The sequence below is a fragment of the Cytobacillus gottheilii genome (assembly GCF_001636345.1).
In the GTDB taxonomy this organism is placed as follows: Bacteria; Bacillota; Bacilli; order Bacillales; family Cytobacillaceae; genus Cytobacillus; species Cytobacillus gottheilii.
This window is the reverse complement of the sequence record NZ_KV440945.1, coordinates 1,062,737-1,084,395: the sequence shown is the minus strand read 5'-3', so window position 1 is coordinate 1,084,395 and position 21,659 is coordinate 1,062,737. Positions and strand designations below refer to the sequence as shown.

Here is a 21,659-nt window from a genome sequence, read left to right as displayed (position 1 = left end):
GAGCATGGCATTTCAAATATTATTAAACATGTTTCTCGGCTTTACTTGGATGTTCTTAACCGCAAGCTATGAACCTATAGCGTTTTTGAAAGGTTACTTTTTTGGTCTGCTCATTATCTTTGCGTTTAGGCGGTTTTTTCCATCTCGGTTCTATTTGCTAAGAGTGTTTGCGATTATCAGTCTAATCCTGCTATTTTTGAAAGAGCTCGTCTTGTCAAATGTAGCAGTTGTAAAATCCGTCTTAAAACCAAAATTGGATATGAAGCCTGGCATTTTTGCACTTCCGACTGTTCTGGAAAGAGATTGGGAAATCACGACACTTGCAAATCTGATTACATTAACTCCGGGAACATTGGTTATTGATGTATCAGATGACAAAAAAATCTTATATGTTCATGCAATGGACATAGAGGACGCCAACGAAGCAATTGATTCCATTAAAAACACCTTTGAAAAAGCCATTCTGGAGGTGAGCAAATAATGATTCATACGGTTGTAATGATTTCCATCATCTGTATTGCTGCGGCCATATTAGCGCTCACTTATCGAGTTATTAAAGGGCCTTCAACTCCCGATCGTGTTATTGCTCTAGATGCAATTGGAATTAATTTAGTCGCCTTGATTGCACTTATTTCAATTGGGTTAGATACAAATGCATTTCTTGAAGTAATTTTACTTCTTGGGATTCTGGCATTTATCGGCACTGTTGCCTTCTCTAAATACCTGGAGAAGGGAGTCATCATTGAACATGATCGAGATCGCTAATATTCTAATAGTAGTATTTTTATTAATTGGTGCATTTTTAAGTCTTGTAGCTGCCTTTGGCGTTATTCGGCTGCCGGATGTTTACACAAGGAACCATGCTGCTTCTAAGTCAGCGACACTTGGTGTTATGTGTATTTTAATTGGTGCCTTACTTTACTTTTACTTCATTGACGGATACTTTAATCCGCGAATCGTACTTGGGATTGTATTCATCTTTTTAACCTCACCTGTAGCTGGGCATTTAATTGGGCGTGCAGCATATAACTCTGGTGTAAAACTTTGGGATCAAAGTGTAAGAGATGACTATAAAGAAGTTTCCGAAAAGAAGAAAAAGCTTGCTGAAAAAGTAAGCCGCTGATTAAGTGAAAAACCTCCAGAATCTATCTGGAGGTTTTTGCTTACTTTCTTTTTATGACAGCCATTGTACATCTGGAAACACATATCAAATTATCTTGTTCATCCGTTATTTTTACATCCCATACCATCGTACTTTTTCCTTGATGAAGGACGGTTGCATTTGCAGTAACTATGCCTTCTTTTACACCTCTAATATGATTGGCATTAATCTCAAGTCCAACAGCCGCTTCTGTTTCTTGATCAATCAGTTCGAATGCTCCCACACTTGCAGCCGTTTCGGCGAGTGCAACGGAAGCACCTCCATGAAGCAGACCAAAAGGCTGCCTTGTTCTTTCGTCAACAGGCATGGTTGCCACGACATGTCCTTTTTCCAGCAAGGTAATTTCAATGCCTAATGATTCCATTAAAGTGTTTTTTAGACTTGTCATTCCAGTTCCCCCATACACTATATTCTTTCTCTTCTATGTCATCTTTTCTCTCTTTTTCATTCTTTTCCTTCTAATTAGCTTAAATGAAACAAAAAACACTAGGATAAACCCTAACATGACAAAAATTTCCTGTTCATGAGCAACAATGGTTTCAATATGGTCTCCAAATAGCAGTCCGAGCGGAAAGACTATGGATAACCATAATAAAGCGCCGCTATAGGCAAACAAAGCAAATGTCTTATATGGCAATTTGCTGAAGCCATAGAGAAAGGGAAGAAAGTTTCTGACTCCCGGTATAAAATAGCTGATTGATAACGAGAGTGCATGATACTGATCCATTATTTTCATTGACTTTTGTATAGGCTTTGAAAAGCGTTCTCTTCTTTCAAAATATGAAAGCAGTGGTCTGCCAATTACCCTCCCAAGTGTATATGCAGTTGTAAGCGCAGCTACTATTCCCCCATAAACGGCGGCAAACGCTCCGGCAGGGTGCAGGACTCCCAATGAACTTGCCAAACCTACAGTCATCGTAATCACTTCGTTGGGAACTGGAAAGACAAATACACCAATCCAAAGCCAAATAAAGAGGCCTATGTATCCATTATTTTCAATCATATCTAATATGACTTCCAGTTCCATCGCGTCCGCCCCTTTTATAAATGCCTCAAAATTATGGAAGTTTAATTAAGTGCAAACCTATGCCCAAATAGTTTTCTTTATTTTAGCAAGTTCCCCTTAAAAATGCTCTTATAAAGTCATCATTCTGCCTTTTTAATTTTGTCAGCTGTTTTCGTTTGGGAATCTAACATATTTTATAAATCAGAAACATATAGTGTAATTGGTATTTTTAACATTGAATATGAAAGGGGATGTCAGCATGAATTATTATTATGTTTATTACCCAACTAGAACCCCTTACCACCCTCCTGTAAGATATCTTCCTTATGTACATAGAAACCCTCTCACTGGACCGCACAGACAGTTTCCAACTGTTGATCCTGGGATGTTTATGAACTCAGCGAAGGAGCTTGAGGTCATGATGCAAAGCGCGAGTGTACTGCTTAGTAAAATGGCACAATCTAGATCGTTTTCCTTTGAACTTATGTCAGCAGCACAGGAATCTAAAATGGAGAAAGTCCAATCCCTCATTAAAACAACTGGAATTACCCTGCTTCCAAAGGTGGAATATACACCTAGCGGACTTCGACTAACATTTGAATCATCAGCTGACAGCAATGCTGCCGCAAATTGCTGCCAGCTGGCTCTTAAATTACGATGGAGCTGAGCACATGCTGAAAAATAAAAAGCTCTCCTTTGGATGAGGAGAGCTTAACAATTGATTATTAATAAGGATATCCGTACGGTCCTGGACCGTATGGTACTGGTCCGTATGGTACTGGTCCGTATGGCGCTGGCCCATAAAATGGACCTGGATATGGGCGTGGTCCGTAGAATGGACGCGGACCAAGAATAGCACTTCCTACTAAACCTCCAAGTAAACCGCCGACGAAAGGTCCTGCAAAGAAAAAGCGGCTATCATTTCTTGGAGCATGATAAGGGCTTCGATATGGCATCATCTGTATAACCTCCTTCTATTTTATGCCTACACTAAAACATATGCAAATACCCCTATTTGTGAGTGGGCTTCGAATTCTGGCAGCAGACATTGCCACTAAAAATCAGGTCCCAATTGTGTACTCTTTCTTTAAAATGACAATAAAAAGGATGCCCTGCACTTTACCGTTTTGGCCGCAGGGACATCCTTTTTATATTTGTATATGCTTCATAGTACTCTTAAATTTCAAGACCTAACTCATCATTTTTTCGGAATCAAAATTTCGTCGATTATCCCATAATCCTTCGCTTCTTGTGCATTCATAAAATAATCCCGGTCAGAATCCTGAGCCACTTTCTCCACGCTTTGTCCTGTCCGCTCTGAGATAATCTGATTTATGTCCTCGCGAAGCTTCAGAATTCTCCGCGCCGAAATTTCAATTTCCGATGCCTGCCCTCTTGCACCGCCAAGCGGCTGATGAATCATAATCTCACTGTTTGGAAGAGCATATCGCTTTCCTTTTGTTCCAGCTAAAAGAAGCATCGCTCCAAAGGATGCTGCCATCCCTGTGCATATCGTCCGAACATCCGGCTGAATATATTGCATGGTATCAAAAATAGCAAAACCAGCAGAGGTCGATCCTCCTGGCGAATTAATGTAAATGGAAATATCCTTATCAGGTGCTTCTGCTGCTAAAAATAACAATTGTGCAACCACCGTGTTGGCCAGAGCATCTGTAATTTCTTCACCAATCATAATAATACGATCCTTCAAAAGGCGTGAATAAATATCATAGGAACGTTCCCCTCTGCTTGTTTGTTCAACAACATAAGGTATGGTAGTCATTGTTACTCCTCCGCTTCGTTATACGGCTAAGCCGCCATGTAAAGGGAAAAGGATGGTGAGCTTTTTTTCTGATGATTTGCAGGCAATCCAAATGTTTTGTTCCTCTGCTCCTGAATAACAGCTGCTCTTTCAATTAATAACGATGGATTTTCAAGCATTAAGGATCTTTTCAGTAGAATTGAAAATTCATCCCTATCTTCTTCATTCCAATAGTTTTCAGCAAATGATTCTTCCTTTTTCAACCGCTCTTTTGCTCGATGCAAACTACTCTTAACCGCAGTTTCAGATATTCCAGTCAGCTCTGCTATCTCAGTCAGTTTGTACTGAAATCCTTCCTTTAGGGTAAACATAATTGCCTGTTTGGGAGTCAATTTTTCAACTACAGTCTCGACTGTTTCAAGTATAAGATGGTCTTTGGCAGTGCCTTCCTCCAGAAGGAGGGCTACATGCTCTTTTTGTCTACTCCGCAGCATATCAATCCAGTGGTGATAGGCAATTTTATGGAGCAGCGCCTTAGTGATTTGTGCACCTTCACCATAGTGCTTGATTGCTTTGAGCATGGTTTCTTGAGTCAAATCGTTTCCATCCCATTCATTTTTCGAAAGAAAGCAGCAGTACCGTTTTAAATCTGGATATAGTTCCACAAGCTGTTTCTCATTAGCCGAAGACCGTTTCATTTGGATTTTTTTTACCTTGCCGTACATGTTCTCACTCCTTTAGCACCTTTCTGTTAGTAAACGGAGAAAAGATTCAAAAAGATACGGGTACAAAAATTTTATTTATTTTTTATTTAGTAAGCTTTGGCCCAGTATACAAGCTGCTGTGCTTCTTTTCCACAGCATACACATGTTTTTGCAATGCTTTCTGCGTCAAACGGAATGCAGCGGGAAGTTGCTCCTGTTTCCTCTTTTATACGATCTTCACAGCTGCGGTCGCCACACCACATAGCTTTTACAAAGCCTGTTTTAGCCGCAAAAATTTCTTTAAGTTCATTAAATTCAAATGCCTGATATGTTTTCTCTTCACGATGATTTTTTGCTTTTTCAAATAAACTATGCTGAATATCTTCTAAAATACCAGGCAGCTTCTGCTCCAGTTCGGATGCAGCTACGGTTATTTTTTCACCTGTATCCCGTCTTGCTAAAATGACCTGTCCTTTTTCTATATCCTTAGGACCAACCTCAAGACGCAAAGGCACACCCTTCATTTCGTATTCATTGAATTTCCAGCCTGGTTTCTTATCACTTGCATCAATGCCGACACGAGCAATCTTTGAGAGTTTTTCCTTTAGATCATAGGCATAGTCCAGCACGCCTTCCTTGTGCTGTGCAATTGGCACGATCATTACCTGTGTTGGCGCAGCCTTTGGCGGAATAACCAAACCGCGGTCATCACCATGCACCATAATCATCGCTCCAATAATTCTTGTCGTGAATCCCCAAGATGTTTGCTGTACGTATTGCAGCTTTCCTTCCTGATCGGTAAACTGAATGCCAAAAGCTTTGGCAAAGCCATCGCCCAGGTGGTGGGAGGTGCCTGATTGCAGTGCCTTTCCATCATGCATAAGACTCTCAATGGTATACGTGAATTTCGCTCCAGCGAACTTTTCTTTTTCTGTTTTTTTTCCTTTAATGACCGGAATAGCGAGGATATTTTCACAAAGCTCTGCGTACACATTAAGCATTTTAACGGTCTCTTCAAGTGCCTCTTCATCAGTGGCATGGCAAGTATGTCCCTCCTGCCATAAAAATTCCAGTGTGCGCAGAAATGGTCTTGTTGTTTTTTCCCAACGCACGACATTCGCCCATTGATTGTAGAGTTTTGGCAAATCCCGATAAGAATGAATGATATTTTTATAGTGCTCGCCAAATAATACTTCAGAGGTCGGACGGACACATAGACGTTCCTGTAGCTCTTCTTCTCCTCCGTGTGTAACCCAAGCCACTTCAGGTGCAAATCCTTCAATATGATCTTTCTCCTTTTGCAGCAGGCTTTCTGGTATGAAGAGAGGCATATAGACATTTTCATGACCTGTTTCTTTAATGCGCCGATCCAGCTCATCTTTAATATTTTCCCATAATGCATAGCCGTATGGCCGAATGATCATCGATCCTCTCACACTGGAGTAATCAACTAAATCTGCCTTTTTCACAACATCTGTATACCATTGCGCAAAATCTTCATCCATTGCTGTTATCTCTTTTACAAATTCCTTGCCCATTTTGGGTCACCTCAATGTTTTTATAGTTATTTTTGCTGCTTTGTTCCCGTCAGTTTTTGGATTTTTGAGTGACGGGCACTTTGTTAGTGCTTTAGTTCCTGTTGGCTTTGGGTTTTTAATCTGACGGGCACTTTGATCACACTTTAGTTCCCTTCAGCTCCGCTTTTTCCAGCTAAAGGGCACTTACCTGCTACTTTACTTCCCGTCAGCGCTTAGTTTTACGCCTGACGGGCACTTCCTTCTCACTCTACTTCCCGTCAGCACTACATTTCTCTCTAGACGGGCACTTTTATCCTTTTTCCATTGCTAAATGCTGCTGTTAAAACGGCTATTAGAACAACCCACCTTCCTATAACCAAACAAAAAAAAGCACTGCTTTGTATAGGGACCAAACATGGCGGTACCACCCTATTTCAAAGCAATGCTTTACACTCAACATGATAACGGACTTGCATCCGCAGCATTTTCATATCACAAGACATCCAATGCAGAACTCAGGGAGCAGGTTCTAATGTTCGTTTATAGGAACCTTGCAGCATATGGCTCCCTCTCTGTTATAAACATCTTCACTATACTAATCTCCATCAACGTTTCCTATTCATTTTTCAAGATTATATAAATTATTATGATGAAAGTCAATTGTGAATATCATCTATATCTATTTTCTCCAAAAAGTAGAACAATCAGCCTTGTCCAAGATATTAAACTGGATCATCTTTTCCAGTAATTTATAATCGACGGGTTCTTTCCATTTAAAGCGCACTAACTCCTTCGTATGATCATGTCCTGCCTGTTCAATGTCCTCTAATACATGATTCATGCCTGCTTGTTCAGGAGCAACACTCATATGGTTTTTCGCTGCACTGAAACCAATAATAAACGTATCGTGATCTGTAAACATTGGCTGCTTCCATTTAATGATAGGCATCAAAGTGGGAAATGTACTTTTTATCCATTTAAAAATTTCTTCCATACGCACACGATGCTCTGGAGTCTTTAAACTTGCTAAATACTCTTCAAAAACTTCCATCTTGTTCACCCCTGCTTAACATTATATTTAATAGAACCTGCACTAACCACGCTGTAAAATACTTAATTCTATCTTTTTTTAACTATATATTCTAAGAGAAAATTAGTCAAAATACCGATTAGGATCTTTTGTTATCTCAAATTGCGTCACTCAGCCTTGTATCCTTTTGCTTTTGCAGCAAAAAAAATCCCCCCTCTTGCACGAAAAGGGGGGAATGCTATTATTTTGAAACCTCTGCATTTTCAAATGCTTCCGCAACAGGCACATATGGGTAGCCAAGATCTCTTGCTACAGCTTCATAAGTGACCTTTCCGTTCACAGCGTTAACACCAAGCTTGAGTGCAGCATTTTCTGCAACAGCTAATTCAACGCCTTTATTTGCTATCTGCATTGCATAAGGAATCGTTACATTTGTTAAAGCGAGTGTTGACGTTCTAGGTACTGCTCCAGGCATATTAGCTACCGCATAGTGAACAACACCATGTTTCTCATATGTCGGAAAATCATGAGTTGTTACATGATCAACGGTCTCAAAGATTCCACCTTGGTCAACCGCAACATCAATGACAACAGATCCTGGCTTCATTGTTTTGATCATATCTTCTGTCACAAGCTTTGGTGCTTTTGCTCCTGGAATCAGAACAGCGCCAATAACAAGATCTGCTTCTTTTACGCTCTCAGCAATATTGAATGGATTGGACATGAGCGTTTGAATATTATTGCCAAAAATATCGTCAAGCTGACGAAGACGCTCTGGACTTAAGTCGATGATTGTTACCTCTGCTCCAAGACCAATCGCCATTTTCGCAGCATTGATGCCTACTACGCCACCGCCGATGATCGTTACTTTCCCGCGTGATACGCCAGGAACTCCTGCAAGCAGAATCCCTTTTCCGCCATTTGTTTTCTGCAGGAACTGTGCACCAATTTGTGATGCCATGCGCCCTGCTACTTCACTCATTGGTGTTAGTAAAGGCAATGTGCGGTTTAATTCAACTGTTTCATATGCAATTGCTGTTACTCCGCTCTCGGTTAATGCTTTTGCAAGTTCTGGCTCTGCTGCCAGATGCAGATATGTGAATAACACTAACCCTTTGCGGAAATATCCGTATTCAGATGAAAGCGGCTCTTTTACTTTCATGACCATGTCCGCATTCCAAGCTTCCGCAGCTGTATTAACAATTTTTGCACCTGCTTGTACGTAGACAGCATCCTCAAAACCGCTGCCCTCGCCTGCGTTTGTTTCAATCAGCACTTCGTGGCCTGCTTTAACCAGTGCATCAACCCCAGCAGGTGTCATCGCAACACGATTTTCATTATTTTTTACTTCTCTAGGTACCCCAATGATCATGTAAATTCCCCTTTCATCTTAACAAAGTAAACGTTATCAACAGTATAATAATTTAAACACTTTTTGGCATTGTCGATATATGAAAATAAAAAAAGCATCGTTTGTGAAATTCTACAAACGACGCTTTTTATTTTCTAACCTTCTCATTTTCAATTCAAGGAACAGACTCACTTTCTGGTTTGTATTTTTCAAATCAATACCACTAATCTCAGTAATTCTTTTTAATCTGTAGGTTAATGTATTTACATGAACATGAAGCTTTTTAGCCGTATCATTTACATTACTATCGTAATTAATATAGCTTTCAAGTGTTTGAAGCAGCATGGTTTTATGTTCTTGATCATAGTTTTGCAATTCTTCCAGTGCTGGATGCACAAAAGGATCCTGCCGCCTTTTTTCCATTAACAGTTCAATATAGCGGAAAATCCCCAGTTGCCTATGACTGTTAATATCGTCCATCTCATCTTTAAACTGCTCTTTTAAACGAACAACCTCCTGTGCTTCCTGATAGCTTGCTTCTACCTTATCATATGTATCGTATAATCCGCCGCAGCCACCGATCATTCCATCCACTTGAAAGCGGGATTTCATTTCTCCTATGAAAAAATTCAGAAACTCAATAATAGGTGCTTCAGAATTTTCCTGTGCTGGCGGTGAGGCAAGCACGATGAATTCATTGCCCATTGCAGCGTGAAAAGAAATATTAATCTTTTGGCTCGTTGTCATTAAATAAATGATATTTTGTGTGATTTTCTCTGTGATATTTTCAGTGAATTGGAATACAAGCACAATAAATGGCGACGGCGGCTTAATATTCAATTCTTCAAATTTATTCTTTATTTCTTCATGATTTCGATCGCTTCCCGTAAGAAGCTGCCAAAAAAAGTCCTGATAGCTCTCTACTCGTTTTTTCTTTTGCACATTTAGTTTTAACAATTCCGTTCTAGCAGCTGCTGCGGCCTGTTTTAAAAGATTCAGCTTTTGCTCGGTTAATTTCACTTCTCCTTCAACAACCCATATGTATCCAAGCACTTCATTATGATTGCGAATTGAAATGGCTACTCGATCTCCTAATCCTATTTCCTTCATTTCATGTATTCTTAAAGGCTCACCGCTTTGCATCAATTGCGGAATAATCCTTGCTTTCCATAGTGAATTAATTACCTTTTCAGGCACCTTTCGGCTGATGATGGTTGCAATTCTAGCGGAGTCCGTTGTGTCATCGTGTGTGCTATAAGCAAGAAGCCGATGGGTGGCATCTTCAATTGTAACTGGACATTCTAAAACATCCCAAATCTTATCCACAAGATCCTCTAAATTCAGAAATGCATGTTTAAACGGATCTTTACCAGCACGCATATCGTCCATCGCATAAACCTCCTTGCTTTTTGCCTCAAAATATACGAAACTTATTTCTTTACTTTATTATAACGGATTTTAAAAATCTGGACATTTTCATTAATACATTTAATTTTCTAAATAATATATCTTTTTATACTTCGCTTGATGTTCCTACCCCTTGATCTTACAATAGAAAATATTCAAAATACTATTTCAAGATAAAGTTTCATTCTTCTACAATGAGTGAGATCAGTAATTTGCACCTGCATTAGTAACTGCCAAATGAAGAAACACTGTAATGGAGAAATGGTCACTTCACAGACGAAAAGGGGTTAACATCTTGGATATTTTAGAAATATTGAATGAAATAAACAGTGTTCTGTGGGGAACACCCAGCCTGCTATTGTTATTTGGGACTGGAGTCCTCCTCACATTATTGTTAAAAGGAATTCAATTTTCAAGGTTAATGTATGCTTTTAAGCTTGCATTTACGCGAGAAGGACGAGCTACAGATGATTCTGAAGGGGACGTAAGTAATTTTAAAGCCTTAATGACCGGACTTGCTGCTACAATTGGAAACGGAAATATTGCAGGAATTGCTACTGCCATTACACTCGGAGGTCCTGGAGCTATTTTCTGGATGTGGATTGTCGGGTTACTGGGCATGGCTACCAAGTATGCAGAAGCTCTTCTGGCGATGAAGTACCGCAAGAAAAATGCACATGGCGAATATTCAAGCGGTCCAATGTATTATATAGAATATGGATTAGGCAGAAAGTTTAAATGGCTCGCCATTTTATTTGCTATCTTTGGTGCTTTTGCAGCATTTGGAATTGGCAATAGTGTGCAGTCAAATACAATTGCCTCTGTGATGAAGGATTCATTTGGTGTGAATGAAATTGTGACTGGCGTAATTCTTGCCGCCTTAACCGCTCTCATTGTGTTCGGGGGTATTCAGAGAATAAGTACAGTAGCAAGCTTCTTTGTGCCCATTATGGCCTTTCTATATATCGCTGGCTCCTTAATCATTCTTTTTATCAATTATGATCAAATTATTCCAGCATTTGAAACCATCTTTCATTATGCATTCAACCCTGTCGCCGCTGCAGGCGGATTCGCAGGTATTCTAGTGATGGATGCCATAAAAAATGGTGTTGCCCGTGGAATTTTCTCAAATGAAGCTGGGTTAGGAACTGCAGCATTAATTGCCGGAAATGCGAAAACCGATCATCCGGTTAAACAAGCATTGGTTGCCATGACTGGAACGTTTATCGTTACGATTATTGTCTGTACAATGACAGGACTTGTTCTTATTATTACAGGCTTCTGGGATACAACAGGCGGATTGCTTTCCGGAGTTGCACATGATCCCGCTTTAGAAGGCGGAGCTTTAACAAGTGCAGCGTTCGCTTCTGTATTAGGAACAGCTGGAGAATATATTGTTGCCTTCTCTGTTATTTTCTTTGGCTTTTCGACTATTGTCGGCTGGTATGTGTATGGCGAAAAATGCTTTGAGTATATCGTTGGCACAAAAGGCATTATGAGCTACAGAGCGATCTATATTTTAGCCTGCGGAATTGGAGCAGCAGCTAACCTCACAACCGTATGGGCATTTGCTGATATGGCGAATGCTTTAATGATGATTCCAAACTTGATAGGTCTAATCCTTCTAAGAAAAGTGATTGTCGCAGATACAGAGGATTTCTTTGCAAATCATTATAAAAAGACCGTAAAGTAATTAGAGAGTATACAAAAGGTGAGGTTCCCAAGCTTGGGACCTCACCTTTTCCACTTTAAAAATGATACCGTGACATATCATGATATTGATGCATATTTTTAAATATTCGAAAATGATAGAGGAAGTCATCCATAAACAATGCTTGCTCTTCATCAAACCCGTATACCTGCAGAAAAAGCTCTAAGATGTGCAATTCCTCCTCACTCCAATGCTGATAAATCCACAGCTTGCTTCCGATCCTCTCATATAAGTGAGCACGACCTGCAAACGTAAAGACCTGCTCAAAATTCACTTCATCATTTTGCACACTCTCACTCCTTCTCTTATCATATCTAACCATCATTCCCAAAACTTATACTTCAGCAAAACAGGCAGCAGGCAAATCACACAATTTGAGCACCATCACCCATGCTTGTCTATATGATATAAGAAAAGTGAAAATCTTTTATTTGGCCATACGAAATATGATGAGCAGCAGCATCAGTGTTTCGTTATGCTGACATTTGACTTACAGGTGATGATAAAGAGGGAAGGTGTCATTGAATTGGAATTAGCAGATTTGTTTGATTTAAAAGGAAAAACAGCCATTGTCACTGGCGGCGGCAGAGGTCTGGGGAGGCAAATGGCTCATGCACTTGCAGAAGCTGGAGCTAATATCGTCATTTGCTCCCGAAAGCTGGAGCAATGTGAGAAGACCTGTGAAGAAATACAAGAGCTTTATAACGTAAAAGCCATAGCCTTAGCCTGTGATATCAGAAATGCAGAAGAGATACATCAGGTCGTGAAAGAAACAATTAAGCAGTTTGGTACATTAGACATTCTGATCAACAACAGCGGTGCTTCTTGGATTGGCGATGCTCTTACATTACCGGAGGATAAGTGGCAAAAGGTCATGGATGTCAATGTAAAAGGAACATTCTTATTCTCACAAGCAGCAGCGACGATCATGAAGCAGCAGGGTTCAGGAAAAATCATTAACATCACTTCCGTTACAGGCATGTACGGAGCACCGGCAGCATTCTTAGATGCGATTGCCTATAGTACGAGCAAAGGCGCTGTCATTTCTTTTACAAAAGATTTAGCTGTTAAACTTGCTCCCTTTAATATACAAGTAAATGCCCTTTCTCCTGGCCTTTTCCCTACAAAAATTACTGCAGCAATGGAGCATGCTAAACCTGGCATCTTAAGAAAAATTCCAGCAGCGCGGTTTGGAGATGAAAAGGATCTTAAGGGTGCTGCTCTCTTTTTATCCTCCAAAGCTTCTGATTACATGACAGGTCAAGTCATGGTACTGGACGGGGGACTGACAGCCTCTCTGTAATAAACCTTTGTATACTAAAACACTTAACAATAGAAAGGAATAAAACAAAATGGATATAACACAACAGTTTTTTAACATATTAACTAGATCGGGTTTTCAAGTAGAGCAAATGATCAATCGCTCTATTCAGAACCACTTAAATAAACCTGCATTCGTGAATTTTGCCTCACAGCGTGCAAATGGGATGGCTAAAGGAATGAGCAGCCTCCAAAATACAATGGAAATGCTTTCCGTTCCATTTAATTTTCCTACTAAAAATGATTTGGCAAATACGACAAACATGGTTGTTCAGTCTGAGGAAAAAATTGATAATCTTGAATATCAAATGATCTCCTTAATAAATGCTATTCAAGATTTACAGACAAATATCCTTTCAGCCAATCAAACACAAAGGGATAACCGTTGAAATGGCTTCTGAAATGGATGAGCTCTTTAATAACAGATTGATTAATGTCTTTAAAACAGTCACTAGTCCAGCTCCTGAAGTTGGCCTAACTCCCAGACAAGCGGTTTGGAAAAAGAATAAAGCCACCCTCTGGTACTATCCAGCACAGCAAAAAAAATATGATACTCCTTTGTATTTTATTTATTCACTGATTAACCAGCCTTTCATCTTAGACTTAGGTCCAGGATATAGCTTAATTCAATTTTTTAACGAAAAAGGCTATGATATCTATCTGCTGGATTTCGGTATTCCAACTTACGCAGATAAGGGCCTTACAATGGCTGATTATATTCTTCGCTATATTAAAAAAGGCGTGCAGCGCGCCTTAGTTCACAGCGGAGCATCACATATTTCTGTCATAGGCTTCTGCATGGGCGGCACTTTTGCTTCAATCTATGCCGCCATTGCCGATGAACCCATCCAAAATCTTGTTCTGGCTGTTGCTCCTATAGACTTTTCCCATTTCCCTATATTTGATGAATGGCAGAATAGTCTTCGAAATGGAGAAATAGATTTTGATGCCATTTTAGATACAGTAGGAGTGGTACCACCTGACTTAATGAGAATTGGACTTAGAGTTGTCGCCTCTCCTGTCTATGTATCTCCTTATTTATCACTATTAAGAAAAGGGAATGATGAAGAATATGCACTAAAATGGAAAAGGTTTAATTTTTGGGCTGATTCGCATATTCCTTTTTCAGGAGCGGCACTAAAACAAATGATTCAGACCCTTGGAATTGAAAATGGATTAATCAATGAGACATTATTAATCGATGGGGAACCTGTCAAATTATCAAACATAAATGCAAACTTGCTTGCTGTTGGCTCAAATGTTGATCGCCTGGTACCCAAGGAACAAGTTCAGCCAGTTATGGATCTTGTATCGAGTAAAGACAAAACATTTTATGCTCTAAAAGGCGGGCACGCCACACTGGCAAGCAATAGAGAAGTACAGGAATTTTTAAACAGCTGGTTATCGGTTCGTTCAAATCCGATCAGACTAGGTTAGAATACAACACCAGTAAATAATTCTGAGAGGAGGTAGTGTAAGTGACAGGTGTTTTATCTCAAGAAACTGCGTTTGATTTTCATCATACTCACATGTGTTATTTAGGCTTCGCTGCCTTTGTTTTTAAGGAATATCTCAATTCCTTATATCAATAAACCGACATTTCCCTCTAAAAATTGTTAGAATATCACCTTCTTTGTCTAATAAGAACTTCTTTTGTCAACCATACAGGAAAAAAAAGAGAGAAGTTGAATTTTTATATACAGTAAAGGAGGGAATGTTCATGAATACAACAAATGTCGCGCAATTGCTTAATGTATCAAAAAGTACAGTTCAGCGCTGGGTGAAGCAGCTTGATCTGCAGATGAAACGCAATGAGTTAGGCCATTATTCGTTTTCCGAAAATGATGTTGCATTACTGACGCAAGTCCATGAACAGCTGCAGGCAGGAAAGAATCTTCAGGAAATCAGCGTAATGAGCAAAAAGCGAAGAAATGGCATCGTGAAAAAAGAAGAAAAAGACCACCGTACAATCGAGCTTCTAAAGAGAATTGACGAGCTGGAGCTCCGGATTAATCGTAAAGCAGATGATGTTGTGTCCTATCAGCTTTTACAGCATCGTCAAGAAATGGAAGAATTGCAAAAACAAATTACGTCACTCAACGAACGAATGTCTGCTCTTGAAGCCACAGCCAGCACTCTGCAAAAGTTCCCGCCGCGTCCCCAGGATACACTCCTGCTTTTAGATCAGGAGATACCAGAGAAAAAATTAAAAAGAAAAAGCTTTTTCACCATGCTTTTTGGATAAAAAAACAAGCTAAATAGCGTTACAGCAGATGCTGTAACGCTTTTATTTAAAGTGGACCAAACATAAAATAATCTGTCACGCCCTAATTGAATAGGTTACGCCGACCATCACTATGCGATAAGAAGCTCCACATTAAATCGCTCTAACAATTTCACAAATTCATGATCTGGCATCTGATCTGTAATAAGCAAATCAATTTCGTCCAGTCCGGCTATGCAGAAAAAGTCGGTAACACCAAGCTTTGTATGGTCCGCTAAAACGATGGTCTGACTCGCCTGCTGAATCATTTTCCTTTTCACCATACCATCCTCTTCATGCGCCAAAGTAATTCCAGCTTCGGAAACACCAACAACGCCGATAAATGCACGATCAACACGATAATGGCTGAGCTTTTCTATCACAGAAGAACCATACAAGAAACGATGCTCCTTATGAAGCATGCCTCCAAGCAGAATAATATCCACTTGCTTAAGATGAGATAAGATTTCAGCCTCATTGATGGAATTTGTAATGATCGTACAGGGAATATCATTCAACTGTTCGGCACAGGACTGCACCGTTGTCGATGCATCCAATATCACTTTATCTCCTTCGCCAATAAGCGAAGCTGCCCTTTTGCCGATACTCTTCTTTTCTTTTGATACCGTAATCAGCCTTTTCTCATAATTTTTTATTTCATGATGAGATGACGGCAAAATCGCACCGCCTCGGGTTCGAATAATCACACGGTCTTCTTCAAGTCTAACAAGATCCCTTCGTGCGGTATCACGTGAGACATCAAAAAGATGGCAAATTTGATCAATGGAAATCGAGTTGTTTTCCTTTAAATAATGCATGATCCGAATAATTCGTTCTTCTTGGTACATTTGATCAGCTACTTTTTAAGTAATTGTAAGTATTTCTAGTTAATTTTAAGTCATTATTTAAGTGAATTCAAGTAATTTAATGAATTTACGTCAATCCCATGTAAAGCGCTGCTCCTTAAAGGGGTCACCATAATTATGATAGCCGTTTCTCTCCCAAAATCCTGGTGTATCCACTGCTGAAAATTCAATGCCTCTTAGCCACTTGGCACTTTTCCAAAAATACAGATGCGGAAAAACGGCACGCAATGGAAAACCATGCTCAGGAGTCAGCTTTTCATGGTTGTAGGAATGAGCAAGCAAACTGCTTTCTTTCATAAAATCCTCTATCGGAATATTGGTGCTCCAATCCTCCTCCGCATGTAAAATGACGTAGCGAGCATTCTCTTTTACTTTTACACGCTGTGCAATAGACCTGCAGGATATACCTGTCCATACCGTATCAAGCTTCGACCAGCCCGTGACACAATGAATATCATTTTGATACTCTTTCTGCTCCAGCTTTAATACTTCATCATATCCTAATGTTATAGGGTAGTGTACCTCTCCGAAGATCTGCAGCGACCATTGACTCATGTCAGAGTAATAAGGAACATTGCCATGGTGAAGAACTGGAAAAGTTGTTGTGACATTCTGATTCGGCGGAACTCTGGAGGAAGTATGTTTTTTTATTTTTCCGAAATACATATGAACCACTCCTTTGTTTTTACTTTTATCATACCCTAATACCTGATTCATAAGGATAGTGATATATTTTACATTCTAAAATGCCTATATAATAAAAAAAGTGCCCAAGCAAATGGACACTCTCTCATTTATAGAATCATTGCTGCAATCCAGCCAAAAGCGATAAGCGGGATATTGTAGTGAAGAAATGTTGGAACACATGTATCCCAGATGTGGTTATGCTGACCGTCTGCATTTAATCCAGATGTCGGTCCGAGGGTACTATCAGACGCTGGTGAACCTGCATCCCCAAGGGCAGCTGCTGTTCCAACAAGTGCGATCGTTGCCATTGGGCTAAAGCCAAGTTCAAGTGCAAGCGGAACAAAGATCGTTGTAATAATTGGAATAGTTGAAAACGAAGAACCAATTCCCATCGTCACCAGCAAACCAACAACAAGCATCAGCAAGGCAGCCATTGCCTTATTCCCAGCTACTGCATCTGCCGCAAGCTGAACGAGTGACTCTACGTCACCAGTTGCCTTCATTACTTCTGCAAAACCAAACGCTGCCAGCATGACAAATCCAATAAAGGCCATCATTTTCATTCCATCTGTTAAAAGTTGATCAGCTTCCTTCCACTTAACAGCTCCGCTGATATACAGAACAATTAGTCCTGATACAGCACCTATAATCATAGAATCCGTAACAATTTGAACAATAAGAGCTGCAGCAATGGCTGCGAGTCCGAAAAGGATATCCTTTTTTCGATAAGAGATTTTTTCTTGATCGACAACACTAATATCTGAATAGCTTCTATTTTTTCTATATGATATAAACGCAATAGCCAAACCAACTGCCATCCCGCCTACCGGAATCAGCATTGCTACCGGAATATCATTCATATTTATAGCAAGTCCGCTATTATTCATGTTCTCTGCAAGGATCTCATGAAAGATCTGTCCGAACCCAGCAGGAATCAGCATATACGGAGCCGTTAACCCGAAAGTCAGCACTGCTGCAATCAGTCTGCGATCTATTTGCAGTTCATTCATAATCTTTAAAAGCGGCGGAATCAAAATCGGTATAAAGGCAATATGAATGGGAATAACATTCTGTGACATGCAGGCCATTAATAAAATAGCAAAAATCATAAAAGCCTTCGACAGTGTTTTTCCTCGGCCTTCTCCATTCGCAGCTACCTTGCCCAGCACCCAGTCTACTAATACATTCGGAAGACCTGTGCTTGAGATTGCAACCGCAAATCCGCCAAGCAGTGCATAGCTTAAAGCAACTTCTGCACTTCCGCCAAGACCGCCTGAAAAAACTTCAATCGTTTCTGTTAGATTAAGGCCACCCGTTAAGCCTCCGATTACAGCACCTGTGATTAACGCGAGAACAACATTTACTCTGAATAAGCTAAGTAATAGCATAATTAATACAGCAATGATGACTGAATTCATAATAGTAAACCCCTTTTGCTTTATTACGATAAATTGGTAGAGAACTAAAATACGATTATAAAATTATCATATTATTGCAGTGCATGTCAATCATTTTATTTTAGTTCGCTAGTGTGATAAAGAGTATGGAGTTCTTTTTGTTGCGTTAATAATAAAACAGAAGCCAGAGAAATAAATCTCCGGCTTCTACTTTTACAATACTGCCTTCTTCCCTCTTAATTCTTTCGGAATGTATACACAATATGGTTCACTCTCAAGGTAATCGCCTGTAACAGCATAGCTTCTAGAGCGGGATCCTCCGCAAACGAATCGATATTCACATACACCGCATTTGCCTTTATAAAGATCTGGATTACGCAATTCCTTTAAGACCGGGGCATTTCGATATATGTCCTTTAGTGGTTTTTCACGCACATTTCCAACTCTAATTGGGAGAAGTCCGCTTGGCAATACGTCCCCTGTATGTGATACAAATATAAAGCCATTTCCATCATTGACGCCTTTTGGAGCACGGCTCAATCCGTCGATGCCTGATGCAGAGTCTCTCACAATTGTGTCCTCGTACTCAATTTTATCCCCAGCTACAAGCTTGTCCTTCACTTTCTGCTGCAAAACAACACGGCGGTAATGCTGAGCAGCAGTTGTTTTAATATCAAAAGGAGCTGTTTTGCCTAATTCATAAAGCCATTTAAACACTTTTTCGTGTTCAAGTGGTGTCAAGCATGCATCCTGCTGCCCTCTTCCTGTAGGAACAAGCAAAAAGATATACCACATCACTGCTTTTAAATCTTTAACCAGTTCTGCCATTTGCTCAAGGTGGTCATAGTTGTAGCGTGAAATAACAGTATTAATTTGCAGCGGCATGTTCAGTTGATTTAGATAGTGGATTTTTTCAACCGTTAAATCAAAAGAGCCAGATGTTCCCCTGAAGTGATCATGAATTTCTGGAGTTGGTCCATCCAAACTAAGTCCCCAGCGGGAAAGCCCGACACTTTTGGCGCGCTCCATTTTCTCTTTTGTGACATTTGCTGTTGCACTTGGCGTCATAGACACACGCATACCTTTTTGCACCGCATATTCAGCAAGTTCAAACAAATCTTCCCTCATCATGCAATCTCCGCCGGTAAAGACAAGCATTGGTTTATTCATTTCATATATCTGATCAATTAATTCAAAACCTTCTTTTGTTGTCAGTTCATTAGGATCACGCCTTAACTGTGCGTCGGCTCTGCAGTGAACACATTTCAATTCACATGCTCTAGTTACTTCCCAAATAACGATAAAAGGGTTTTCATTAAAGTCCATTGACGACCTGTTCATATGTCCGGGATGTCCTCCCATTTTGCCATGCATGTTATCACCATTTTCCCATTTATTATTGTTCAAAGTCAGTATATCGAGGATTGATTTGACAAGCTGTGGTATTTGTTACATTTAGCTATTATAAATTCGAAAATTTGTTCACATTCAAACAATCTAAAAAGACGATTAACGAATAATTCATGAGTAGATATTTAAATTTGAAACAAAATAATAAAGAGGTGGGCAAAATGAAAAATCAGAAATCATCTAAATTATTTTTAGTCGGCATCAGTGTCATTGGACTTGTTCTATTGCCATTTGCCATATTCAAACGTTCAACAAAGGATTGGGTCATTATTTACCTTGTAGCAGTGATTGGCAATTCCTTTATCGATAAATATTTAGTGCTAAAAGGTTTTTTAAAATATCCGCACCGGTTATTTCCGAAGTATGTCATTCATCTGCCTTTTGACTTTATTCTTTATCCACTGCTGCTGCTTTACTATAATCAATGGACGGTCGACAGTAAGCCTCTTGGCCTTATTCTAAAGTTGTTTCCTTTTATAATCCCTCAAGTCATAATCGAAACCTTTGCCGAAAGGAAAACTAAATTGATTACATGGAAAAGGGGATGGGATTGGCATCACTCCCTTATTAGCTTGGCTTTAAAACTGTTAGTATGCCGCGGCATTATTGCTTTCATTAGAAGAATAGACTAAATGCAAATCAGATTGATGGATTTCTGCTGGGGAAAGCTTAGTCCCTTTCCCAGACGGCGGGGGCTCAGCCTTCTCCGACGGATCAATCGTCTTTCTTCCATCCCCTCTTCTTTAAAAACCTTAACGAGCATGTAATTCTAGCTAAGACTACTTAGCATAGTTCCCCTGCTAAATTTTTGAATTTTATGATAATATTACTTAAAAGTCTTTTCAACACAAAGGAGCTGAATTTGTGCAGTTAGGATTAAAGAGAGATGAAATCAGGTTGGTGGGTTACAATCCAGAATGGACAAAAGAGTTTAGTAGAGTGAGAGATCATCTTCTGCAAAACATTCAACTGAACGAGAATTGGATCCAGCATATTGGCAGCACAGCTATAAAAGGAATGCCTGCAAAGCCTATTTTGGATATTTTAGTTGGAGTAAATGATTTGAATAACGCAGACAGCAGCTTATTTACCAGTTTAAAGAATTGCGGATTTTTACGGCTAAAGGTTGAACGGCCAGGAGAAATAGTATTGGCTAAATTCACTGACCAAACTTATGAAGTAAAAACACATTATATACATCTAACTGAATATAGAAGCGAACTTTGGAATAATTTGATTTTCTTTAGAGACTATCTAAATTCAAACGAAACAGCTAGACAAAGATATTTAGAGATTAAAAAAGAGTACTTAGAGAAATCATCAACTGGAATTAATGAATATACCGATTATAAAGAGGAGTTTGTAAAGTACATTTATAGCAAGAGGACCAGCCAAAACTAGTGCATCTTGGTTTTCTATTTCAACTTGTGGAAGCAAAGACGTTTTCGTCTGCTCTACTGAAAGGAGAATTTTGAATGACCTATAATCCAGCCACTCAAACAATCAAAACCAGCAGGTTACTATTAAGATTATTTACTAATGATGATGCATCACGGGTTGCCGAGCTATGCAATAATGACAATATTTATAAAAATACTTTATACCTTCCCTTTCCATACAAAATGGAAGATGCTTTATCGTGGATCAGACTTCATTCACACTATTTTAATGAAAATAAGAAATATGAATTTGCCATAACAGATAAGGTTTCGGGTGAGTTATACGGAGCAATTGCGTTATCTAACAATCATCTTTTTAATCATGGAGAACTTGCCTACTGGGTTGGAGAAGAATATTGGGGAAAAGGCTATGGTACAGAAGCAGCTAAAGCCGTCATTGACTTTGCTTTCAAAGAGAAACAGTATCAAAAAGTATTTGCTCGCTGCTTTTTATCAAATCCAGCATCAGGAAGAGTGTTAGAAAAGGTAGGAATGAAAAAAGAGGGAATCTTAAGACAGCATGTAAAGAAAGAGAATGAATATATTGATCTTGTATGTTATGGTATTCTCTCACATGAAGCTGCTCCTTCGCCATAAAATAAGAGAGGCTCCCAAGGGAAGCCTCTC

The 21,659-nt window shown here is 39.5% G+C and carries 26 protein-coding genes and 1 other annotated feature; of the genes, 12 read left to right on the top strand and 14 right to left on the bottom strand.

The features are described 5' to 3' along the window. Positions 1 to 4: 4 nt before the first annotated feature. Genes A6754_RS05135 through mnhG form a run of 3 tightly spaced genes read left to right on the top strand, consistent with a single transcriptional unit; the run spans position 5 to position 1,123 of the window. Complete coding sequence (locus tag A6754_RS05135) at positions 5 to 481, top strand: Na+/H+ antiporter subunit E (RefSeq protein ID WP_066442826.1); 477 nt, start codon at positions 5 to 7, stop codon at positions 479 to 481. Next, positions 481 to 765 (top strand): Na(+)/H(+) antiporter subunit F1, encoded by a 285-nt coding sequence (locus tag A6754_RS05130; RefSeq protein ID WP_066442825.1) that lies wholly within the window; start codon positions 481 to 483, stop codon positions 763 to 765. The genes A6754_RS05135 and A6754_RS05130 overlap by 1 nt, the downstream gene beginning before the upstream one ends. Next, entirely contained in the window at positions 749 to 1,123 is a 375-nt protein-coding gene (gene mnhG / locus A6754_RS05125; RefSeq protein ID WP_066442824.1) for a monovalent cation/H(+) antiporter subunit G, read from the top strand. The genes A6754_RS05130 and mnhG overlap by 17 nt, the downstream gene beginning before the upstream one ends. A 40-nt stretch (positions 1,124 to 1,163) precedes the next feature. Here mnhG and A6754_RS05120 read toward each other — a convergent pair whose 3' ends face one another. After that, positions 1,164 to 1,550 carry a hotdog fold thioesterase gene (locus tag A6754_RS05120; RefSeq protein WP_066442823.1) on the bottom strand — a complete coding sequence of 129 codons (387 nt, stop codon included), beginning with the start codon at positions 1,548 to 1,550 and terminating at the stop codon, positions 1,164 to 1,166. A 33-nt stretch (positions 1,551 to 1,583) separates the two neighbouring features. Further along, entirely contained in the window at positions 1,584 to 2,189 is a 606-nt protein-coding gene (locus tag A6754_RS05115; RefSeq protein ID WP_066442822.1) for a DedA family protein, read from the bottom strand. A 238-nt stretch (positions 2,190 to 2,427) separates the two neighbouring features. Between A6754_RS05115 and A6754_RS05110 the strand changes: the two genes are divergently transcribed. Beyond that, positions 2,428 to 2,835: a YuzC family spore coat inner layer protein gene (locus A6754_RS05110; RefSeq protein WP_082851613.1), complete on the top strand. Its 408-nt coding sequence runs from the start codon at positions 2,428 to 2,430 to the stop codon at positions 2,833 to 2,835. A 58-nt stretch (positions 2,836 to 2,893) separates the two neighbouring features. On the opposite strand, the gene A6754_RS05105 is transcribed toward A6754_RS05110, so the two are convergent. The 7 genes from A6754_RS05105 to A6754_RS05075 all read right to left on the bottom strand — a co-directional run bounded on the left by A6754_RS05105 (position 2,894) and on the right by A6754_RS05075 (position 9,921). Next, a complete protein-coding gene (locus tag A6754_RS05105) occupies positions 2,894 to 3,127 on the bottom strand; it encodes a hypothetical protein (protein ID WP_066442821.1) in 234 nt (77 codons plus the stop codon). Between the two features lie 239 nt (positions 3,128 to 3,366). After that, positions 3,367 to 3,951, bottom strand: a complete 585-nt coding sequence (gene clpP / locus A6754_RS05100; RefSeq protein ID WP_066442820.1) for an ATP-dependent Clp endopeptidase proteolytic subunit ClpP — start codon at positions 3,949 to 3,951, stop codon at positions 3,367 to 3,369. A gap of 26 nt (positions 3,952 to 3,977) precedes the next feature. Then, the gene (locus tag A6754_RS05095) at positions 3,978 to 4,655 is read right to left on the bottom strand and encodes a sigma-70 family RNA polymerase sigma factor (protein WP_066442819.1); all 678 of its coding nucleotides are present in this window, start codon (positions 4,653 to 4,655) and stop codon (positions 3,978 to 3,980) included. 86 nt (positions 4,656 to 4,741) lie between these two features. After that, positions 4,742 to 6,172, bottom strand: a complete 1,431-nt coding sequence (gene proS, locus A6754_RS05090) for a proline--tRNA ligase (RefSeq protein ID WP_066442818.1) — start codon at positions 6,170 to 6,172, stop codon at positions 4,742 to 4,744. Positions 6,173 to 6,552: 380 nt separating this feature from the next. Continuing rightward, positions 6,553 to 6,769, bottom strand: a binding site (T-box leader). 61 nt (positions 6,770 to 6,830) lie between these two features. Beyond that, complete coding sequence (locus tag A6754_RS05085; RefSeq protein WP_066442817.1) at positions 6,831 to 7,202, bottom strand: iron chaperone; 372 nt, start codon at positions 7,200 to 7,202, stop codon at positions 6,831 to 6,833. A 220-nt stretch (positions 7,203 to 7,422) separates the two neighbouring features. Beyond that, on the bottom strand, positions 7,423 to 8,553 hold the full coding sequence (ald, locus tag A6754_RS05080) for an alanine dehydrogenase (protein ID WP_066442816.1): 1,131 nt from the start codon (positions 8,551 to 8,553) through the stop codon (positions 7,423 to 7,425). 111 nt (positions 8,554 to 8,664) lie between these two features. Continuing rightward, positions 8,665 to 9,921 (bottom strand): PucR family transcriptional regulator, encoded by a 1,257-nt coding sequence (locus A6754_RS05075; RefSeq protein ID WP_066442815.1) that lies wholly within the window; start codon positions 9,919 to 9,921, stop codon positions 8,665 to 8,667. Positions 9,922 to 10,234: 313 nt separating this feature from the next. On the opposite strand from A6754_RS05075, the gene A6754_RS05070 reads away from it, so the two are divergent. Beyond that, entirely contained in the window at positions 10,235 to 11,632 is a 1,398-nt protein-coding gene (locus A6754_RS05070; RefSeq protein WP_257297415.1) for an alanine/glycine:cation symporter family protein, read from the top strand. 55 nt (positions 11,633 to 11,687) lie between these two features. Here A6754_RS05070 and A6754_RS05065 read toward each other — a convergent pair whose 3' ends face one another. After that, a complete protein-coding gene (locus A6754_RS05065; protein WP_066442814.1) occupies positions 11,688 to 11,939 on the bottom strand; it encodes a hypothetical protein in 252 nt (83 codons plus the stop codon). 237 nt (positions 11,940 to 12,176) lie between these two features. Between A6754_RS05065 and A6754_RS05060 the strand changes: the two genes are divergently transcribed. The 4 genes from A6754_RS05060 to A6754_RS05045 all read left to right on the top strand — a co-directional run bounded on the left by A6754_RS05060 (position 12,177) and on the right by A6754_RS05045 (position 15,215). Then, complete coding sequence (locus A6754_RS05060; RefSeq protein ID WP_066442813.1) at positions 12,177 to 12,953, top strand: glucose 1-dehydrogenase; 777 nt, start codon at positions 12,177 to 12,179, stop codon at positions 12,951 to 12,953. Positions 12,954 to 13,002: 49 nt separating this feature from the next. Then, entirely contained in the window at positions 13,003 to 13,359 is a 357-nt protein-coding gene (locus A6754_RS05055; protein ID WP_066442812.1) for a hypothetical protein, read from the top strand. Position 13,360: 1 nt separating this feature from the next. Further along, positions 13,361 to 14,407, top strand: coding sequence for an alpha/beta fold hydrolase (locus tag A6754_RS05050; RefSeq protein ID WP_257297414.1), 1,047 nt, complete (start codon positions 13,361 to 13,363; stop codon positions 14,405 to 14,407). 283 nt (positions 14,408 to 14,690) lie between these two features. Beyond that, complete coding sequence (locus A6754_RS05045; protein ID WP_066442811.1) at positions 14,691 to 15,215, top strand: MerR family transcriptional regulator; 525 nt, start codon at positions 14,691 to 14,693, stop codon at positions 15,213 to 15,215. Positions 15,216 to 15,325: 110 nt separating this feature from the next. Here the strand turns inward: A6754_RS05045 and A6754_RS05040 are convergent, their stop codons facing one another. From A6754_RS05040 to A6754_RS05025, 4 genes are all read right to left on the bottom strand, one after another. Continuing rightward, the gene (locus A6754_RS05040; RefSeq protein ID WP_066442810.1) at positions 15,326 to 16,081 is read right to left on the bottom strand and encodes a DeoR/GlpR family DNA-binding transcription regulator; all 756 of its coding nucleotides are present in this window, start codon (positions 16,079 to 16,081) and stop codon (positions 15,326 to 15,328) included. 90 nt (positions 16,082 to 16,171) lie between these two features. Next, a complete protein-coding gene (locus A6754_RS05035; RefSeq protein ID WP_066442809.1) occupies positions 16,172 to 16,765 on the bottom strand; it encodes a sulfite oxidase-like oxidoreductase in 594 nt (197 codons plus the stop codon). A gap of 128 nt (positions 16,766 to 16,893) precedes the next feature. After that, positions 16,894 to 18,204: a Na+/H+ antiporter family protein gene (locus tag A6754_RS05030; protein ID WP_066442808.1), complete on the bottom strand. Its 1,311-nt coding sequence runs from the start codon at positions 18,202 to 18,204 to the stop codon at positions 16,894 to 16,896. A 192-nt stretch (positions 18,205 to 18,396) separates the two neighbouring features. Continuing rightward, positions 18,397 to 19,557 carry a TIGR04053 family radical SAM/SPASM domain-containing protein gene (locus A6754_RS05025; protein WP_066442807.1) on the bottom strand — a complete coding sequence of 387 codons (1,161 nt, stop codon included), beginning with the start codon at positions 19,555 to 19,557 and terminating at the stop codon, positions 18,397 to 18,399. A gap of 197 nt (positions 19,558 to 19,754) precedes the next feature. Here A6754_RS05025 and A6754_RS05020 point away from each other — a divergent pair, with 197 nt between their 5' ends. The 3 genes from A6754_RS05020 to A6754_RS05010 all read left to right on the top strand — a co-directional run bounded on the left by A6754_RS05020 (position 19,755) and on the right by A6754_RS05010 (position 21,629). Beyond that, positions 19,755 to 20,225 (top strand): CBO0543 family protein, encoded by a 471-nt coding sequence (locus A6754_RS05020; protein ID WP_066442806.1) that lies wholly within the window; start codon positions 19,755 to 19,757, stop codon positions 20,223 to 20,225. A 232-nt stretch (positions 20,226 to 20,457) separates the two neighbouring features. Continuing rightward, a complete protein-coding gene (locus tag A6754_RS05015) occupies positions 20,458 to 20,994 on the top strand; it encodes a GrpB family protein (protein WP_066442805.1) in 537 nt (178 codons plus the stop codon). Between the two features lie 74 nt (positions 20,995 to 21,068). Continuing rightward, entirely contained in the window at positions 21,069 to 21,629 is a 561-nt protein-coding gene (locus tag A6754_RS05010; RefSeq protein WP_066442804.1) for a GNAT family N-acetyltransferase, read from the top strand. Positions 21,630 to 21,659: the final 30 nt, after the last annotated feature.

Excerpts from the sequence above, each read along its gene's own strand:
- A6754_RS05115 (WP_066442822.1), bottom strand. The coding sequence starts at position 2,189 with ATGGAACTGGAAGTCATATTAGATATGATTGAAAATAATGGATACATA.
- A6754_RS05110 (WP_082851613.1), top strand. The coding sequence starts at position 2,428 with ATGAATTATTATTATGTTTATTACCCAACTAGAACCCCTTACCACCCT.
- A6754_RS05010 (WP_066442804.1), top strand. The coding sequence starts at position 21,069 with ATGACCTATAATCCAGCCACTCAAACAATCAAAACCAGCAGGTTACTA.
- A6754_RS05050 (WP_257297414.1), top strand. The coding sequence starts at position 13,361 with ATGGCTTCTGAAATGGATGAGCTCTTTAATAACAGATTGATTAATGTC.
- A6754_RS05045 (WP_066442811.1), top strand. The coding sequence starts at position 14,691 with ATGAATACAACAAATGTCGCGCAATTGCTTAATGTATCAAAAAGTACA.
- clpP (WP_066442820.1), bottom strand. The coding sequence starts at position 3,951 with ATGACTACCATACCTTATGTTGTTGAACAAACAAGCAGAGGGGAACGT.
- A6754_RS05095 (WP_066442819.1), bottom strand. The coding sequence starts at position 4,655 with ATGTACGGCAAGGTAAAAAAAATCCAAATGAAACGGTCTTCGGCTAAT.
- A6754_RS05025 (WP_066442807.1), bottom strand. The coding sequence starts at position 19,557 with ATGCATGGCAAAATGGGAGGACATCCCGGACATATGAACAGGTCGTCA.
- ald (WP_066442816.1), bottom strand. The coding sequence starts at position 8,553 with ATGATCATTGGGGTACCTAGAGAAGTAAAAAATAATGAAAATCGTGTT.
- A6754_RS05120 (WP_066442823.1), bottom strand. The coding sequence starts at position 1,550 with ATGACAAGTCTAAAAAACACTTTAATGGAATCATTAGGCATTGAAATT.
- A6754_RS05040 (WP_066442810.1), bottom strand. The coding sequence starts at position 16,081 with ATGTACCAAGAAGAACGAATTATTCGGATCATGCATTATTTAAAGGAA.
- proS (WP_066442818.1), bottom strand. The coding sequence starts at position 6,172 with ATGGGCAAGGAATTTGTAAAAGAGATAACAGCAATGGATGAAGATTTT.
- A6754_RS05135 (WP_066442826.1), top strand. The coding sequence starts at position 5 with ATGGCATTTCAAATATTATTAAACATGTTTCTCGGCTTTACTTGGATG.
- A6754_RS05030 (WP_066442808.1), bottom strand. The coding sequence starts at position 18,204 with ATGAATTCAGTCATCATTGCTGTATTAATTATGCTATTACTTAGCTTA.
- A6754_RS05020 (WP_066442806.1), top strand. The coding sequence starts at position 19,755 with ATGAAAAATCAGAAATCATCTAAATTATTTTTAGTCGGCATCAGTGTC.
- A6754_RS05130 (WP_066442825.1), top strand. The coding sequence starts at position 481 with ATGATTCATACGGTTGTAATGATTTCCATCATCTGTATTGCTGCGGCC.
- A6754_RS05075 (WP_066442815.1), bottom strand. The coding sequence starts at position 9,921 with ATGGACGATATGCGTGCTGGTAAAGATCCGTTTAAACATGCATTTCTG.
- A6754_RS05035 (WP_066442809.1), bottom strand. The coding sequence starts at position 16,765 with ATGTATTTCGGAAAAATAAAAAAACATACTTCCTCCAGAGTTCCGCCG.
- A6754_RS05085 (WP_066442817.1), bottom strand. The coding sequence starts at position 7,202 with ATGGAAGTTTTTGAAGAGTATTTAGCAAGTTTAAAGACTCCAGAGCAT.
- A6754_RS05105 (WP_066442821.1), bottom strand. The coding sequence starts at position 3,127 with ATGATGCCATATCGAAGCCCTTATCATGCTCCAAGAAATGATAGCCGC.
- mnhG (WP_066442824.1), top strand. The coding sequence starts at position 749 with ATGATCGAGATCGCTAATATTCTAATAGTAGTATTTTTATTAATTGGT.
- A6754_RS05055 (WP_066442812.1), top strand. The coding sequence starts at position 13,003 with ATGGATATAACACAACAGTTTTTTAACATATTAACTAGATCGGGTTTT.